Below are 16,909 nucleotides of genomic sequence, written 5' to 3' on the forward strand. Positions count from 1 at the left end.
TTGGCCGGTGGCGTCACGAGTCAGCAGGCGCCGTCACGAAATCGATCAACTCCTCGACGCGGCCGATGAGTGCGGGCTCGAGGTCGTTCCAGTCCCGCACCCGGCCGCGGATGCGCTGCCAGGCCCGGGCGGTGTCTGCCCGTCCGGTCGCGGGCCAGCCCAGCGCCCGGCAGACGCCCTTCTTCCAGTCGACGCCCTTCGGCACGACCGGCCACGCTTCGATGCCGAGGCGTTCGGGCTTGACCGCCTGCCAGATGTCGACGTATGGATGGCCGACGACGAGGGTGTGCGCACCGCCCGCGCCCTTGCTCACATCGGCTGCGATGCGCGCCTCCTTGGAACCGGCCACCAGGTGGTCGACGAGGACGCCGAGGCGTCGGCCGGGGCCGGGGCCGAATTGCGCGACGATCGAGGCCAGATCGTCGATGCCGCCGAGACATTCGACGACGACGCCCTCGAGGCGCAGATCGTCGCCCCAGACCTGCTCGACGAGTTCGGCGTCGTGGCGGCCCTCGACGTAGATCCGACTTCTCAGCGCCACCTTCCCGCGGGCTCCGGTCACCGCGACGGAACCCGATGCGGTGCGGGCTCTGTCCGGGGCGGCGCCGCGCGGAGGGGTGAGGATGACCGGGCGGCCGTCGATGAGGTAGCCCGGCCCGACCAGGAACGGTTTTCTGCGCCCGTGCCGGTCCTCGAGTTCCATCCGCCCGTACTCGATCCGCACGACGGCCCCGACATAGCCGGTCTGCGCATCCTCCACGACCAGTCCGATCTCGACCGGTCGTTCGGTGGAGCGGACCTTGGCGCGGTGCGGGTTGTCGGCGAGTACGTCGGAGCCATAGCGGTCAGCCACCGGGCGATCGTAGGACCAACTCCCTGCGCCGGCGGACACCAAGTGGCCGCGACACGCCGAGACGCGACTGTCGGATACCCGGGCGCACGTTCGCTGAAGCTCGCCGACGTCAGGCGCCGCCACTGACTTCGGCGAGTCTCTCCGGGTTCGAGGTGATCTCCTCGATGACCGTGTGAATGAAGCGCATCTTGTCGAGCACAGGTGGCGGCAGCACGAACGGATAGAGATCCTCTTTGCCCATCGACCGGTTGATCATGTTGAGCGCCCACGACAGCGGCAGCCACAACTCGATGATCGCGTCGAAACCGCTCGGGCCCAACACCTTACGCTCGAACGTCGCGGCGGCGGGCGCGAGCCCGAAAGCGGCGGCGGTGTCGAGTGTGTCGCGGATGTGCAGGTAGTGGGCGAAGGTCTCGGCCCAGTCCTCGGCGGGATGCATGGTGGCATACGAGGAAACGAAGCTCTGCTCCCAGTTCGGCGGTGGCCCGTCGGCGTAGTGACGGTCCAGTGCGGCCTGGTAGTCGGCATCTGCATCGCCGAACAGTTCGTGGAAGCGGTTCGCGTACTCGGGTGACACGCTGACGAGTCGGTAGTAGTAGTAATGGCCGATCTCGTGGCGGAAGTGCCCGAGCAGCGTCCGGTACGGTTCGTCCATCGCCTTGCGCAACTGCTCACGGTGCACGTCATCGCCTTCGGCGAGATCAAGTGTGATCACGCCGTTCTGGTGTCCGGTGAAAACCTTCTGCTCTGCGCTGGCGAGCAGGTCGAAGGCCAGGCCGTAGTCGGGATCCTCGTCGCGGCCGACGATGGGCAGCTTGAGTTCGTGCAGCTCGGCGACCAACCTCCGCTTGGCCTTCTCGGCCTCGGCGAAGGCGGCGAGCGCCGTCGTGTCCGCGTCCTGGGGTCGGGTGCGGGTCAGTTCGCATGCGGAGCACAGCTTGTGCACATCACCCCGTTCGACCAACCAGTTGCACTGCGCGAGATGCATGTTCGCGCACAGCTGATAGCGGTCGCCGTCGGTGAACCCGGCCTGGCTCTGTTCGTCGCCCGTGGCGATGACCAACAATGCCATGTCGTCGATCGAGAAACCCAGCGGCCGCCCGCACGACAGGCACAGCGAGTTCTCGAATGCCAACCGCTGGCCGCAGTTCGGGCACAGGAAGTCACGCATGCAGGACTCCCCCGTCGAACGGCGCGACGTCGACCGAGACGTCGATCACGCTTCGTTGCGAAGCGGTGAAGATGATGCCGCGCAGCGGCGGCACGTCGGCGTAGTCGCGGCCGTATCCCACGGCGATGTAGCGTTCGTCGACCATCTGGTCGTTGGTGGGATCCATTCCGAGCCAGTGGTTCTGGGGCGTCCACACTGCGGCCCAGGCATGCGTCGCGTCGATACCGATCATCCGTTCCTTTCCGGGGGGAGGGTCGGTCGCCAGATATCCCGACACATAACTGGCGGCCAACCCGTTGGCGCGCAGGCAGGCGATGGCCAGCCGTGCGAAGTCCTGGCATACCCCTTCTCGCGCCGCCAAAACGTCGCTGACCTGTGTTGAGACCGTGGTCGACCCGGAGCGGTAGGTAAAGTCGTCGTGTATCCGGTGGGTGAGGTCGGCGAGCACCTCGACGAGCGGTCTCCCGGGCGCGAAACTCGATGCGGCGTAGTCCCGCACGGTATCGGTGATCTCCGGCGGCTGCAGGTCGAGGGTGAACTCGACCGCGAGGGCCGCATCGGTGCCGACCGGTCGGGCGATCTCCCACGGCGCCATGGCCGACCCGGACCCGTACAGCCACGGCGGCGGCGGGTCGACCTCTACAACCGATTCGCTGGTCACCGACAGGGTGCGGTGCGGCTCGGTCACGTGGAAGTACGAGCTGATGTTGCCCCACACGTCACGGCTGCTTGAGCGGTCGGCCGGCGCAGGCGCGATGGTCAGTTCGTGTGACAGGCAGCGCTGCCGGGCGGCGTCGCGGGGGGTGAGGAAGCCGCGGCCGTAGGAACTGGTGACGACGTCGCTGTAGTGGTACGCGGTGCGGTGCCGGACCCGGTAGGCCCTGGTGTCCGGCGACGGCGTCGGTCCATCGAAGGGCGAAGTCATGGGAGCAGCCGCCATTCTCCGGGACCCCAGAGATGCTGCATGCCGCCGGGCAGGGACAGATGCATTGCGGTGATGACACCGGACAGCTCGCGCAGATCCTCGTTCGTCCGCTCGAGCAGCTTGACCAACTCTGTGCGCGAGCCGTCGGCGACACCCTCGAGGTCGGGGGGATCGACTCGACGCAGCCGGGTGCCGATTTCGTCGACCAACCGTTCGGGACGCGAGGACCCCGACGACCCTGGCAGCGCCTTGAGTCCGGCGCGCAGGCGGTCCAACTGGTATGCCAGCGACCGCGGGTTCGCCGCGTCGAACAGCACCAGTTCGGCTACCGCGGTCATGCTCACCGTGCCCAGCATCCGTCGCCGGTAGGTGACCGCGGATTCGCACACCACCAACGTCGACTCGGTGATGGCCTGCTCGGCGTCGGCGCTGCGCACGGTGGTGAGCGTCGCGTTCAGCAGCGCCGTGAGATCGAGCCCTCGTTCCAGGCGCTTGCCGATGTCCATCATCGTCCAGCCGACGTCGCGCACCATCGATTCGGCGGCCACCCCGGACAGCGCCAGCATGCCGGCCAGCGCGAGACTGCTGGTCGCGGACAGGAAGCTCTCCGCCTCGGCAGGCGACTCCGGCGGCGCTGACGAGTGCAGCAGTGCGCGTTCGACGGCGGCCAGCACCATCCACGTGTCGTTGGACAACTGATCGCGCACCGAACGTACCGACAGCCCGAGCCGTTCGACCGACTGTGCGAGCGAGCCCGGCCGGTACCGATCCGCCGTCAACGCCCACAACGTCGACTGCGCGGTCGCAACCCGCTCGTCGTGATCGGCGGACATGTCGCCGGTACCGGTCACGTGGTCCAGCGCGGCCAGCAGGACCGGCACACACTCGCTGCCGGCCATCTCACGGCGGTAGCGGAATTCGTGACAGCGCTCGCGGGTCACGGTCAACAGGCGTGCCATGTGCTCGGCCCGTTCGGCGTAGCGGCCCATCCAGTACAGATCGGACAGCACCCGCGGCGAGCTGACCGCGCTGACCGGGCCCGGGGTAGGCACGGGCACGTCCGCCGCGGAGATCCGCTCGACGGTGATCCGCTCGGGCGCCCGCACCCACACGTCCTTGGCCGCGATCGTCGTGAGCCGATCGGCCGCGTGCCCCGCGGCCACCGTGTATCCCAAGCCGCCGACCATCGGCGCATAGCCACCCCGCTGCGCGACGGTGAACAATCGCAGACCGACATTAGCGGCCGACAGTCCGCTGAGACCGTGATCACCTGGCGCCGAGGAGAATTCCGGTAGCTCCTGACCGACGAATTGCCAGGGCGCCGCCTCGATGCGGGCTGCCAGGGCGCCACGCTGTACCGCCGTCAGCGCCGGACCCACCAGGGGTGTACCGCCGGTGATTGGTCGGATCAGCAACGACGACAGGTGCGCCAGCAGATGTGATCGTTCAGTGTCGATGCCGCCCCAGTACATCGGCGGCGTTTCCAGCAGCGGCGCCTCACCGAGTAGGCGTTCAGCCAGCTGAGGCAGAAACCGCTGCAGCCCAGGGCTTTCCAGGACGCCGCTGCCGAGGGTGTTGACCACCGTGACGGTCCCGCGGCGGAGCACCTCGACCAGGCCGACGACGCCGAGGCGCGAGTCGGCACGCAGGTCCAGCGGGTCGGCGTAGTCGGCGTCGACGCGCCGCAGAACGACGTCGACACGCCTGAGTGTGCCCATCGAGCGCATCCACAGCGTGCCGTCGCGCACCACCAGATCGGCGCTCTCCACCAACGGGAACCCGAGCACGCTCGCCACGTATGCCTGGTCGAAAGCGGTTTCGGAGTGGATGCCCGGACTGAGCACCACCACCGTCGGCTCATCCGCCGACTCCGGGGCGGCCTCGATCAAGGCCAGCCGCAGAGCCTGAGCCCATGGCGTGGTGGGTCGAGGGCCGATGCGTTCGTAGAGGTCGGGGATGGCGTGTGCGACGACTCGACGGGCGGCGAGTGCGTACCCGGCACCCGACGGTGCCTGCGTCCAGTCGGCGTTGACGCGGAAGGCGCCGTCGGTGGCGCGACTGAGATCGCAACCGTGCAGGAACAACTGGTGGCGGCCGGGCAGCACGATGCCGTGGGCGGCCCGGAGGTAACCGGGATGGGCGAAGACCAGTTGCGCAGGCAGCACTCCGCTGGTCACCGACCGCTGCGGGCCGTAGAGATCGGCGAGAACGGCGTCCAGCAGTCGCGAGCGCTGCACGACTCCGGCTTCCAGCGCGTCCCAGTCGGCGGCCGACAGCACCAGTGGCAGCGAGTCCAGGCGCCATGGCTCCGGCTCAGCCGCTTCTCCGTCGGTGCCGACGGGGATGTAAGTGATGCCGTCGTTGTCGACCAGGTTGCGGACGACGGCCCCCAGCTGCGCCAGTCCGGCCCGGCCACGCTCCCCGACGCATTCGGCGAATTCCCGCCATGCGGGTCGGACCTCCCCTGTCGCATCGAGGAGTTCGTCGAACCCGCTGTCGGCCTCGGGATGCACGTCGAACAGCGGCCGCTGGGTCCGCGCCGTGCGGTACCGGGTCAGCAGGTCGTCGAAGTCGGGCGCGCTCGGCGCCGGCAGTGCCATCAGAGCGAAACGGTACGCACTCGCCACGGGACCACGATGCCGGCCGCACGCACGCCCATAGCGGCTGATCAAACCATAGGGCGCGGCCGCGCGCAGGGCGAGTACCACCGGGCGCATCGCCGACAGTGATGGCCGGTCGGCTATTGACGGCCGTCTTCGACCGCCAGCAGGAACATCTTCCAGAACTCGGGGAAGCGCATGCCGGCCCTGCGACTGAACGGGTCGGCTTCGACACGCTGACCCCACCGGCCTTGAAACCCCTGCCTGCCGTCGTCGCTCGGCCACCACGGTTGAGATGGCCGGTCGACGATGTAGTCGTAGCGGCGACCGTCGAGCCGCAGGTCGCGGGCACAGCGCCAGGGTGTGGGTTTCGACCAGGTGGCCGGCGGGGTGACGCTCGACGGGTGGAGGGTGACACCCCCGGCCCCGACCTCGCCGTCCGGCGCCACCGACTCCGCGGGGAAATTGGTCCCGAAGTCGGCCCAGAGGTGATCGGTTCCACCGAACAGTTCCTCCAGGCCCAACGCGATCCAGCCGATCGGGTTCGACAACTTCAATATCAACAGCGCGACGTCTTCGTCGCGCCCGGGCGTCGAGTAAGGCGTGTCGGCAAGACCGTTGTCGGAGGGCTCCTTGCCCGGCGGGAAGGGTGCCACGGGATGCACCGCATCGTCGAGATAGAGGCTGTGGGTGCCGGGGCTGACCCACAACTGGGGATGCTGCCCCGTCAACGTGGGTTGTTGCTGACCCGGATTCCACGTGACCACTTTCATCGCGGTCCGGAATTCGTCGTCGACCATGCTCGGTGTCGACGGCACGGTGGGCGAGCCGGTGATCCCTATGGCGGTGGGTTCCCCGTAGTCGTCGCCGGCACTCGCGCGCTCCAGCAGCAGGACCATGCATGCCCACTGGCCCGCGTGCGATCCGGCTTCAACGGCCTCGATATTCGCGCCGCCCACGGCCAGTTGCCGTTCCGGAAAGAAGAAGTAGTAGCACAGCAGCGCCGGATTCTGAAAGCTGTCCACGGTCGCGCCCAGGTCCGGTACCCGCACCCGATCGGCAAGATGCTTCAGTCGATCGGTGTCGAAAAACTCTGCGTGATACCAGAATTGACTCTCGCGCAGGGACGCATTGGTCGCGTAGGTGTTCTGGATCTTGGCACGATTGGCGTACGGGTGGGCGCTGCTCGTCGTGACGGAGGGTTGGCCGGCGCCTGACTTGTCGATCCAGCCGTCGAGTTCGAGGAACAGTTCCTCGGCCACGACGCCGGTAGCCGTTGCCTCCGTTCCCAGGAAGGTCCCCGGCTCGTTTGCGGCGGCCGAGAGTTGGCCGGCCTTCACCCGCGGGGCGGCGCCCCACGACGCCTTGTCGTCGAATGGCGACGTCGCCTGCCACAGGGCGCAATGCTCGACGAAACGCTTGGCATCCGAGGGAAAGGAGCGCTCGTCCCGGTGGAAGAACAGGATCGGCTCGAACTTGGCGATCAGCGCTTCGATCGGATCGGGCGGCGGCGGAGGCTGCGGGGGTGCCGTCGCGACCGTCACCGCGAACGCGATGGCCACCGCGTTGGCGGCGCCGTTCCAATTCCATGTCAGGGCTCCGGACGTCACGCGCTCCTCGGTGTGCAGAGTCGCCGAGCTGGCGAACTGCTGGGTCGGGGCCTGGATGTGGATCTGTGTGCAATCGGCGCCCGCGGCGACGACCCGGCTCGCCTGGTTGGGCGCCTCGACGAGGACGCCGCCGACCGATACCTCGTACTGACCCGCAGACGGGTTCGGGCTGATCGACAGCGTGGCGACGTTGGGCACCACGACTTTCGACCGCTTGGTGACCACCGCGGTGGTGTCGCCGGCGACCGCGTCGTATTCGAAGATCGACCAGGCGCAAAGGTCTTGTTGGGCGGTGAAAGTGAATGTCACCGGGCCCGCCGTGGGCGCCGGACCGCGCGCGACGAAACAACTAAGCCGTCGACTGCCGTTCGAGCCCATGGTCACCGAATCGACGAGATCCCACACGACGCCGTTTCCGGTCACCACCGGTTGGGGTGCACCGGCGCCGAAACCGCCTGCGAAATTGGCCACGAACGCACAGATCACTCGGTTGGCGCCGGGAGTAATGGTGCCACTGGCGTAGGTCGTGGCGTTGGTGGTGTTGTTGCCGGCGTCGAGTCTAGTGAGCGCCATTGCCGCCGCCCTCGGGTCCGCCGAGATATGCCGCTAGCGTGGGATCGCAGTCGAGCGAGGGCATTTCAGCTCTGAATCGCCGATAGCACTCTGAGTCAACCAGCCTGCGAAGACTGGCGGGGCGATCCGGCATACCGTCGGTCCGTAGGTCGGCGGCCGCCCGCTCGAGCAATGCCGCCATCTCGGGACCGCCCATCTCGTTGGCACGCCACAACTCGCGGTAACGCCGCCGCGACCGTTCGAATCGCTCCGACGCCTTATCATCGGCGTTGATACCCGCGGCGATGTCGCGCAGCAGCGCATCCACGCGGTCGTCGAGCTCTTGTGCACAGTCAGGATTGTCCTCCCTCCAGCGCAGGAGCCACCTCAAGAACTCCTCCCAGCATGCCCTCGTGCTCTCGTCCATCGGGCGGTCGAAGAAGTCGCGCGCGATCCGGTGTGGATCCAGTCGCCACACCTTGACCTCGTCGACAGAGCCCACCATCGGAAATTCGACATGCATGGTGTTGCCGATGCACAACCCGTACTCGGGCAACACCGGCCATCGGGGGACGGTGCGAGCCACCGGAACCCCGTCGATCGCCAGCTCGATGGTGGAGAAACCGTCGTGGGCCACGGCTAGGGTGACCCACCGGTCGTAGGGGACCGCGATATTCGGGCCCAGGCCATGGAGGTCCGTACGGATCAGATCCGATCCCCACGACGTCTTCTTGCGTTGGACCAACTTGAGCGGGCCGGTCCTCGGGCCCATCCAGGTCGGCGGTTTCACCGGTGCAGCGGGGGTCGGCGCCTGGCTGAAGCTCGCCTGCAGCCGGGGGCCCACCACGGCGAAGTTGAACCGGTAGCCCGACATCAGCCAGCGCGGCCCGCCGCCGAGATGCAGGGCCAAGCCCGCGGTCTGGCTGTCGAGGCGAACCGTGAGCTCGGCCCGCAGACCGCCGAGAGGCGACCAACTGGCGCTCGGCGGGACATAGATGCGTTCGCCGTCCTCGCGTATCCGGACCGCGCCGGACCCGACCGTGGCACCGTCGGCAACGAAGGCCGGTGCCCCGATCCCCAGCACCTCACCGTGACTGCCGTGACCGACAGAACGGTCGTAGACGACGCCCGGTGTGCCCGAGTACGTGTGGTGGCAGATGAGCTCCCATGGATCGGACATTCCACCCCCTGAAACCGGCGACCGGCGCGGTCGGATTCTCGCACCCTCGGCAGTGGCCCCGACAGGTTTTGCACCGCTTCCCGGGAACCGGTCCGCGGCGGGGGCCGACACTAGGCACCCAAACCCCGTGCCGGGTTGTTTGTGGCCGGACGGGGCTAACCGTGTCCGCTCAGCCGCACCGCGAGCTCGTCGGGCGGCACGCGGTGTCCGTCGGCGCAGCGGATCTCCACGGTGGCCTCGGCCCCGCAGCCGCGGTGCGCCAGGCGCAGCGGCGTCCGGTTCGGCAGATGGCGCCTGCCCCACTCGAACATCGCCCACACCACCGGCATGAAGTCGCGGCCGGCCTCGGTCAGCACGTACTCGTCCCGGCTGCGCTGGCCGGGCTCCTGATACGGCCGCCGCTCCAGCAAGCCGGCCGCCACGAGATCCGAGAGACGTGCCGCGGCAGCGGCTTTGGTGATGCCGATCCGCCGCCAGAAATCGTCGAACCGGTTGGTGCCGTAGTACGCCTCGCGCATGACGAGCATCGCCGACTTCGTCCCCAGCACCGCCATGGTCTTCTCGATCGGGCACTCACCCACCGCAGACCAGGAGTCGCGGTCGGTGAGCGGGCCCTCCAGGAGTGTCATGCACTTCACTCTACCCCTGAGTTGTTTTGGCTATACCTAGCTGGTATAGCTGGGTATAGCTCTGATTACTCAGCAATTGGCACAGGAGACACCATGACCGGATACGGATATCGGGACGCCGTCATCGTCGGGGCGGTACGCACCCCGATCGGCAAGGGCAAGGCCGGGGGTGCCCTGCACGACGTCCTGCCGGTCGACCTGCTCGCCCACAGCCTCACCGAGCTCGTCGCCAGGACCGGTATCGACCCGGCCACCATCGACGACGTGATCGCCGGCGCCGTCACCCAGGTCGGCGATCAGGCCGTCAACATCGCCCGCAACGCCGTGCTCGGCGCCGGCTTTCCGGAGACCGTGCCCGGCACCACCATCGACCGGCAGTGCGGCAGCAGCCAGCAGGCCATCCACTTCGCCGCGCAGGGGGTGATCTCGGGTGCCTACGACGTCGTGGTGGCCGCCGGTGTGGAGTCGATGTCGCGGGTACCGATGGGCTCGAGCGTGCTGCCGGGCAGCGACCCGTTCGGCGCGATGGCACAGCGCTACCCCGAAGGCCTGGTGCCACAAGGCATCAGCGCCGAGTTGATCGCCGCCAAGTGGGGGCTCTCCCGCCAGCAGCTCGACGAGTTCTCCGCGTCCAGCCACGAGAAGGCCGCTGCGGCGACGAAAGAGGGCCGGTTCGACGACGAACTGATTCCGGTCGGCGGGCTCACCACCGACGAGATCATCCGGCCCGGGACGACGGTCGACACGCTGTCCGCGCTGGAGCCCGCGTTCTACAGCCCGGCATACGAACAGCGGTTCCCCCAGATCGGGTGGCGCATCACCGCGGGCAGCTCCTCGCCGCTGTCCGACGGCAGCGCGGCGGTGCTGATCACCACAAGCGAGGTGGCCGCCGAACTCGGCCTGCGCCCGCTGGCTCGAATCCACTCGATGACCGTCGTCGGCTCCGACCCGCTCTACATGCTGACCGGCGTCATCCCCGCAACGGAGAAGGTGTTGAGCAACGCTGGGCTCGCAGTCACTGATATCGATCTGTTCGAGGTGAACGAAGCCTTCGCGCCGGTGGTGCTGGCGTGGGCGCAGGAATTGGCGGGAGCGCCGGCTTCGTCTCTACTTGCGAAGACGAACGTCAACGGCGGCGCGATCGCGATCGGTCACCCGCTTGGGGCCAGCGGCGCGCGGCTCATGACGACACTTGTCAACGCCCTCGAACAGCGCGGCGGCCGCTATGGGCTGCAGACGATGTGCGAGGGCGGCGGCATGGCCAACGCCACGGTCATCGAGCGCCTCTAGCCACCGGCGTCACGCCTTGACGAGCTCGAACAGCGGAATGACGCGGTTGGTATTGGCCTGATAGTCGGCGAACACCGGCACGGCCTCGACCACCTTGGCGTAGAGCGCGTCGCGTTCGGCGGTCGGCAGCTCGCGGACGTCCACGTCGTAGGCCTCCGTACCCACCTCGATGCGCGCCCGCGGGTCGGCCCGCAGGTTGTGCACCCACGCCGGATCCTTGTCGGCGCCGGCGTAGGAGCCGATGATGATGAGCCTGCCCTCGATCGTGAAGTAGGCCAGCGGCGAGATCCGCTGTTGGCCCGACTTCGCGCCGGTGGTGTGCAGCAACAGCAGATCGGCTCCCTCGAAGGGGCCGCCTACCTTGCCGCCGTTGGCGCGGAACTCGTCGATGACGGTGGCGTTGAACGCATTGATGTCGGAGATCTCGGTCACTTCTTCTCCAGCCGTCCAACGCCGCGGCGTATTCCGCGATAATTCACGATCATGCAGGTAATCGTCACGGGCGGCAACAGCGGCGTGGGCAAGGCGACCGCGACCGCACTCGCGGCGGCGGGTCACAGTGTGCTGATCGCGTGCCGCGACGTCGAGAAGGGCAGGCAGGCGGCCTCCGACATGCCCGGCGATGTGGAGCTGGCCCCGCTCGACCTCGGCGATCTCGCCAGTGTGAGAATGTTCGCCGACTCGGTGAAAACTGTTGACGTGCTTGTCAACAACGCCGGGGTGATGGGGATGCCGTTGACGCGCACCGCGGACGGCTTCGAATCCCACATGGGCATCAACCATCTCGGCCACTACTTGTTGACGTGCCTGCTCGCCGACCGCATCACCGACCGGGTGATCTCCGTGGCCAGCGCGACCTACCTATACTGCCGCCTTCACCTCGATGACCTCAACTGGCACACGCGTCGGTACTCCAAGTGGAGCGCCTACGGCGAATCCAAGCTGGCCAACCTGCTGTTCGTCGCGGAACTCACCCGCCGCGGCATGCGCGCGTACGCGTCGGATCCCGGCGCCACCGACACCGACATCACCCGCTCACTGGATATGGGTGAGCATCGCCGCATGCGGCGGCTGCTGCACACTCCCGAGCAGGGCGCGCGGGCCACCCTTGCGGCGGTGGGCACGGAAATGCCGAGCGGCACCTATTTCGCGCCGCGGTTCAACCAGGTGGGCCGGCCGAAGCCGACCACGTTGCGCCCCAAGGCCACCGACGCACTGTCGGCACAACGGTTGTGGAACCTGTCGGCCGAACTGACCGGCTGCGACTGGCCCTAGACGGTCTTCGGCTTGGCGTCGATCCCCGAGTCCCTGCGCTGCTGTGCGGTGATGGGCGCGGGCGCACCGGTCAGCGGGTCGACCCCGCCGCCGGACTTCGGGAACGCGATGACTTCGCGGATGGAGTCCGTGCCCGCCAGCAGCGCGGTGATGCGGTCCCAACCGAAGGCGATGCCGCCGTGCGGCGGAGCGCCGAACATGAACGCCTCCAACAGGAATCCGAACTTCTCCTGCGCCTCGGCCTCGCCGATGCCCATCACCGCGAAGGCATTCTCCTGCACGTCGCGGCGATGGATACGGATCGAGCCGCCGCCGATCTCGTTGCCGTTGCAGACGATGTCGTAGGCGTCGGCGAGCACGCTGCCCGGGTCGGTGGTCAGCCGGTCCTCGAACTCAGGCTTGGGCGCGGTGAAGGCGTGGTGCACCGCGGTCCAGGCGCCCGATCCCACGGCGACGTCGCCGTGCGCGGCCGCTTCGTCCGCGGGTTCGAACATCGGGAAGTCGACCACCCAGGTGAACGCCCACGCGTTCGGGTCGATCATGTCGAGTCGCTTCGCGATCTCGATGCGCGCCGCCCCCAGCAGCGCCCGCGACGACTTGGCCGGACCGGCCGAGAAGAACACGCAGTCACCCGGCGATGCGCCGACCGCGGCGGCCAGTCCGTCGCGTTCGGCGTCGGAGAGGTTCTTGGCCACCGGGCCCCCCAGCGTGCCGTCCTCGTTGATCAGCACATAAGCCAGCCCGCGGTGCCCGCGTTGTTTGGCCCACTCCTGCCACGCGTCCAACGTCCGGCGCGCTTGCGAGGCCCCGCCGGGCATCACGACCGCGCCGACGTACGGAGCCTGGAACACCCGGAACGGCGTGTCCCGGAAATACTCGGCCAGCTCGACCAGTTCCAGACCGAACCGTAGATCCGGCTTGTCGGAGCCGAACCGGCGCATCGCCTCGGCATAGCTGATCCGCGGCAACGGCAATGGCACGTCGTAGCCGATCAACGCCCACAGCGCCGCGATGATCTCCTCCGACACCGCGATCACGTCCTCGGTGTCGACGAAGCTCATCTCCATGTCGAGCTGGGTGAACTCGGGCTGCCGGTCGGCGCGGAAGTCCTCGTCGCGGTAGCAGCGCGCGATCTGGTAGTAACGCTCCATGCCCGCCACCATCAGCAGCTGCTTGAACAGCTGCGGGCTCTGCGGCAGCGCGTAGAACGAACCCGGTTGCAGCCGGGCAGGCACCACGAAGTCGCGGGCCCCCTCCGGCGTCGAGCGTGTCATCGTCGGCGTCTCGATCTCCACGAAGTCATTCCGCGCCAGCACCGCACGGGCGGCCGCATTGACCTTGGAGCGCAACCGGATTGCATACCCCGGGCCGTCACGGCGCAGATCCAGGTAGCGGTACTTGAGCCGCGCTTCCTCGCCGGCCTGCTCGTCGAGCTGAAACGGCAGCGGGGCGCTCTCGCCCAGCACGGTCAGCGAGGTGGCGTTGACTTCGATCTCGCCGGTGGCGATCTCCGGGTTGGCGTTGCCCTCGGGGCGGATCTCGACGACCCCGTCGACGGCGATGCAGAACTCCGCGCGCAACCGGTGCGCCGACTCGAGCACTTGCCCTTGTTCCAAGCCCTCGCGAAACACCACCTGCGACACCCCGGATGCGTCACGCAGGTCGATGAAGATGACGCCGCCATGGTCGCGGCGACGCGCCACCCAGCCGGCCAGCGTCACCTTCTGACCGGCGTCGGCAGGCCGCAACGCTCCGGCGCCATGACTGCGCAGCACACAAACTCCCTGGGAATCGCCTGATGGGACAACTGCCCAAGTGTAGAGGGGACGATTACGCCGGTACGTTGGCGAGGTGGATGAGCGCTCGCGCGAAGACCCTGTGGGAGCCAGCAGCATCGCCCTGGTCGGACCCGGCGCGATCGGATCCACCGTGGCCGCCCTGCTGTATGCCGCAGGGCATCCGGTGCAGCTGTGCGGGCGGACCGCTCGGGATTCGATCGAGGTTCGGCCCGACGACGGCGATCCCATCACGGTGCCCGGACCGGTGCTGACCGATCCGGCGGACGCCGAGGGGCCGTTCGACGTCGTTTGCTCGCGGTGAAGGACACCCAGAACGAGCAGGCCGCGGCGTGGCTGGCCCGGTTGTGCGACGACCGCACCATCGTGTGTGCTCTGCAGAACGGCGTCGAGCAGGTCGAACGCATCGGCCGGTACTGTCCGGGTTCGACGGTGGTGCCGGCCGCGGTGTGGATTTCGGCCGAACCGGAACTGGGCGGGGCGATCCGGCTGCGCACCTCGGCGCGGCTGGTGCTGCCCGACGTCGAGGCCGCCCGAACATTGGCCGACGTGTTCGACGACACCGCGATCGCGGTGGACGTCGACCCGAACTTCCCCAGTGCCGCATGGCACAAGCTCCTGGTGAACGCCGTTGTCGGCCTGATGGTCCTGACCGGCCGCCGGACGGGGATGTTCCGGCGCGACGACGTGGCCGCGTTGGCGCGGCGGTATCTGGCCGAGTGCCTCACGGTCGCGCGCGCCGACGGTGCGCACCTGGGCCAAGAGGTGATCGACGAGATCGTCGGCATGCTGGCCAAGTCGCCGCCCGACATCACCACGTCGATGCTGACCGACCGCCAGGCGGACCGGCCGCTGGAGTGGGACATCCGCAACGGGGTCATCGCGCGCAAGGCCGCCGAGCACGGGCTGGCCACCCCGATCAGCGACGTGCTGGTGCCGCTGTTGGCGGCCGCCAGCGACGGCCCCGGCTAGACACTGTCATCTACTGTGTATGGCCATGCAGGCATGCGAACGCGTCGACCTCGGGTTCATCGACACCGCGCCGTTCCGGTTCGTCAGCACCGTCGACCTGGCGATCACCCCCGAGCAGCTGTTCGAGGTGCTCGCCGATGCCGAGTCCTGGCCGCACTGGGCGACGGTGATCACCAACGTCGAATGGACCAGCCCCGAACCGCGCGGGGTCGGCACCACCCGCACCGTGACGATGCGCGGCGGCATCGTCGGTGGCGAGGAGTTCCTGGCGTGGAAACCGTTCAGCCACATGGCTTTCCGCTTCAATGAGGCGTCCACGGGAAGCATCGCGGCTTTCGCCGAGGACTACCGCGTGGTGCGCACCCCGCGCGGATGTCACCTGACGTGGGTGATGGCGATGAAACCCAACGGCGTTGCAGCCAAGCTGGGCATGTCGCTGGGTCGGCCGGTGATGGGCTGGATGTTCCAGAAGTTCCTCTACAACCTGCGCGACTACTCCGCGAAACGCTTCCCCATCACCTGATACCTCGTCTGAGTCAGTACAGCCCTGCCCAGGCCCGCCGGCGCTCTGCGTCGGGATCGGAGACGATTTGGTCGCGCGCGGACATGATGATGCGGGTGTAGCGGTGCTCGGTGTCGTAGGCGGGCCAGTCGTGGCCACTCGACCAGTCGATCGCGCCGTCGTCCCAGCCCTTGGCCGCGAAATCGAGCCAGGCACGCTGCATCCGTCGCCCCACCGACGGCGGCAGCCGCCGGCCCAGCGGGTGCAGCTTGCGGCCGATGAATGAGGCGTAGCTGTGCTGAATGTGCACGATCTCACTGCCATGCGTGGCGCCGAGACCGAGCATGCGCAGGCTGAAGCCGATGTGGTCGAACCGGTACATGTGCGTCGGAGCGTGGCCGCTGTAGGCATCGGCGAACGCCCAGGCCGGTCCGCCGAACATCACGTCGGAGCCGAACGCGATCAGCGCCCGCCGCCGCGGATAGTCGGGGTAGGCGGCCAGCACCCGGTCCTTGGCCTCGGGCGCGGCACGGTCGAAGTAGGCGTCGACGGAGGGTCGCGTGGTGGGCAGCATCGGCGGCTTGGTCCACGCGAACATCGACGCCTCGTGGCTGTTGGTGCCGATGATCAGCGGCACCGTGGCCAGTTCACCGTCACGCGCCGCGTCGACCGGATGACGCGGCAGCAGATCGACGCCGTAGGTCAGCCCGTAAGCCAGCATGGGAGTCGTCGCGGCACTCTTGGACTGCAGATGGCCCGCCGCGCGGCGCAACTCCCGCTGAGGTAACCCCTTGATCTCGCTGACGGGCACTCCGAGCCGGTCGACGAACTCGTGCGCCTGCCGGGCGCGCTCCTCCCGGTGGCCGATCAGCGGCAGCGCGGGGCTCTGCGCGATGGCACGGCTGAACAGACCGTCGGCGGCGGGGCTTGCCAGCAGCGCCAGCACCGACGTCGCACCCGCGGACTCGCCGAACACCGTGACCTGGTTCGGATTTCCGCCGAACGCGCCGATGTGCTCGCGGATCCACCGCAGCGCCGCCATCTGATCACGCAGCGCGAGGTTGTCATCGTATCCCTCACCGAGGTCGCTGAGCTCGAAGCCACCGAAGACCCCGATGCGATAGGTGACATTGACGACCACCACGTTGCCGTTGGCGGCCAATCTCGAACCGTTGTAGAGCTGGAACTGACCGGCCCCGTAGACGAACGCGCCGCCGGGGATCCACACCATCACGGGCAGCGACGCGCTGGTGTCCGGTGACCACACGGTCAGGGTCAGGCATGCCTCGTCGCGGATCTTCGGGTCGTCGCGCCCGCCGCCGACGAACGACTTGGTCTGCGGCGGTAGCGGTCCGTGTTCCAGGGCATCGCGCACCCCGCCCCACGGCTCTTTGGGAGTCGGCGCGAGGAACCGGCGCGCACCGACCGGTTGCTCGGCGTACGGGACACCGCGCCAGACGCCGACACCGCCCTCGCTGGTGCCGCGCAGGTCGCCGAGGTCGGTGTGCACGACTGCCGAATGTCCGGCGACGACTGCCACGAGGAGAATCCTAG

Annotated in this window: 13 protein-coding genes and 1 pseudogene; 4 read left to right on the forward strand and 10 right to left on the reverse strand. The window is 68.2% G+C overall.

Going from position 1 to position 16,909, the window contains the following annotated elements; translation table 11 throughout:
- Nucleotides 1–13: 13 nt before the first annotated feature.
- The 7 genes from K3G64_RS22480 to K3G64_RS22510 all read right to left on the reverse strand — a co-directional run bounded on the left by K3G64_RS22480 (nt 14) and on the right by K3G64_RS22510 (nt 9,520).
- Nucleotides 14–853, reverse strand: a complete 840-nt coding sequence (locus tag K3G64_RS22480; RefSeq protein WP_238887368.1) for a DUF3097 domain-containing protein — start codon at nt 851–853, stop codon at nt 14–16.
- Between the two features lie 109 nt (nt 854–962).
- On the reverse strand, nt 963–2,024 hold the full coding sequence (locus tag K3G64_RS22485; RefSeq protein WP_238887370.1) for a zinc-binding metallopeptidase family protein: 1,062 nt from the start codon (nt 2,022–2,024) through the stop codon (nt 963–965).
- Entirely contained in the window at nt 2,017–2,949 is a 933-nt protein-coding gene (locus tag K3G64_RS22490) for a transglutaminase family protein (RefSeq protein ID WP_238887375.1), read from the reverse strand. Before K3G64_RS22490 ends, K3G64_RS22485 begins: the two co-directional genes overlap by 8 nt.
- Nucleotides 2,946–5,549, reverse strand: coding sequence for a circularly permuted type 2 ATP-grasp protein (locus K3G64_RS22495; RefSeq protein ID WP_238887377.1), 2,604 nt, complete (start codon nt 5,547–5,549; stop codon nt 2,946–2,948). Before K3G64_RS22495 ends, K3G64_RS22490 begins: the two co-directional genes overlap by 4 nt.
- A 140-nt stretch (nt 5,550–5,689) precedes the next feature.
- Nucleotides 5,690–7,732 (reverse strand): hypothetical protein, encoded by a 2,043-nt coding sequence (locus K3G64_RS22500; RefSeq protein ID WP_238887379.1) that lies wholly within the window; start codon nt 7,730–7,732, stop codon nt 5,690–5,692.
- The gene (locus K3G64_RS22505) at nt 7,719–8,891 is read right to left on the reverse strand and encodes a LamG domain-containing protein (protein ID WP_238887381.1); all 1,173 of its coding nucleotides are present in this window, start codon (nt 8,889–8,891) and stop codon (nt 7,719–7,721) included. The genes K3G64_RS22500 and K3G64_RS22505 overlap by 14 nt, the downstream gene beginning before the upstream one ends.
- Before the next feature lie 155 nt (nt 8,892–9,046).
- Nucleotides 9,047–9,520: a winged helix-turn-helix transcriptional regulator gene (locus K3G64_RS22510; RefSeq protein ID WP_238887382.1), complete on the reverse strand. Its 474-nt coding sequence runs from the start codon at nt 9,518–9,520 to the stop codon at nt 9,047–9,049.
- Nucleotides 9,521–9,613: 93 nt separating this feature from the next.
- On the opposite strand from K3G64_RS22510, the gene K3G64_RS22515 reads away from it, so the two are divergent.
- Nucleotides 9,614–10,810, forward strand: coding sequence for a thiolase family protein (locus K3G64_RS22515; protein ID WP_238887384.1), 1,197 nt, complete (start codon nt 9,614–9,616; stop codon nt 10,808–10,810).
- A 9-nt stretch (nt 10,811–10,819) separates the two neighbouring features.
- On the opposite strand, the gene K3G64_RS22520 is transcribed toward K3G64_RS22515, so the two are convergent.
- A complete protein-coding gene (locus K3G64_RS22520) occupies nt 10,820–11,242 on the reverse strand; it encodes a nitroreductase family deazaflavin-dependent oxidoreductase (RefSeq protein WP_238887386.1) in 423 nt (140 codons plus the stop codon).
- 51 nt (nt 11,243–11,293) lie between these two features.
- Between K3G64_RS22520 and K3G64_RS22525 the strand changes: the two genes are divergently transcribed.
- Nucleotides 11,294–12,085 carry an SDR family NAD(P)-dependent oxidoreductase gene (locus K3G64_RS22525; RefSeq protein WP_238887388.1) on the forward strand — a complete coding sequence of 264 codons (792 nt, stop codon included), beginning with the start codon at nt 11,294–11,296 and terminating at the stop codon, nt 12,083–12,085.
- Here the strand turns inward: K3G64_RS22525 and aspS are convergent.
- Nucleotides 12,082–13,860, reverse strand: a complete 1,779-nt coding sequence (gene aspS / locus K3G64_RS22530) for an aspartate--tRNA ligase (RefSeq protein ID WP_238887390.1) — start codon at nt 13,858–13,860, stop codon at nt 12,082–12,084. The two genes, K3G64_RS22525 and aspS, sit on opposite strands and share 4 nt — an antisense overlap.
- 124 nt (nt 13,861–13,984) lie before the next feature.
- Here aspS and K3G64_RS22535 point away from each other — a divergent pair.
- Nucleotides 13,985–14,853 (forward strand): annotated as a pseudogene (locus tag K3G64_RS22535) (oxidoreductase).
- A 19-nt stretch (nt 14,854–14,872) separates the two neighbouring features.
- Entirely contained in the window at nt 14,873–15,376 is a 504-nt protein-coding gene (locus tag K3G64_RS22540; protein WP_238887391.1) for an SRPBCC family protein, read from the forward strand.
- 13 nt (nt 15,377–15,389) lie between these two features.
- Here K3G64_RS22540 and K3G64_RS22545 read toward each other — a convergent pair whose 3' ends face one another.
- Nucleotides 15,390–16,895 (reverse strand): carboxylesterase/lipase family protein, encoded by a 1,506-nt coding sequence (locus K3G64_RS22545; protein ID WP_238887393.1) that lies wholly within the window; start codon nt 16,893–16,895, stop codon nt 15,390–15,392.
- Nucleotides 16,896–16,909: the final 14 nt, after the last annotated feature.

The organism is Mycobacterium sp. IDR2000157661 (assembly GCF_022317005.1).
GTDB lineage: Bacteria > Actinomycetota > Actinomycetes > Mycobacteriales > Mycobacteriaceae > Mycobacterium.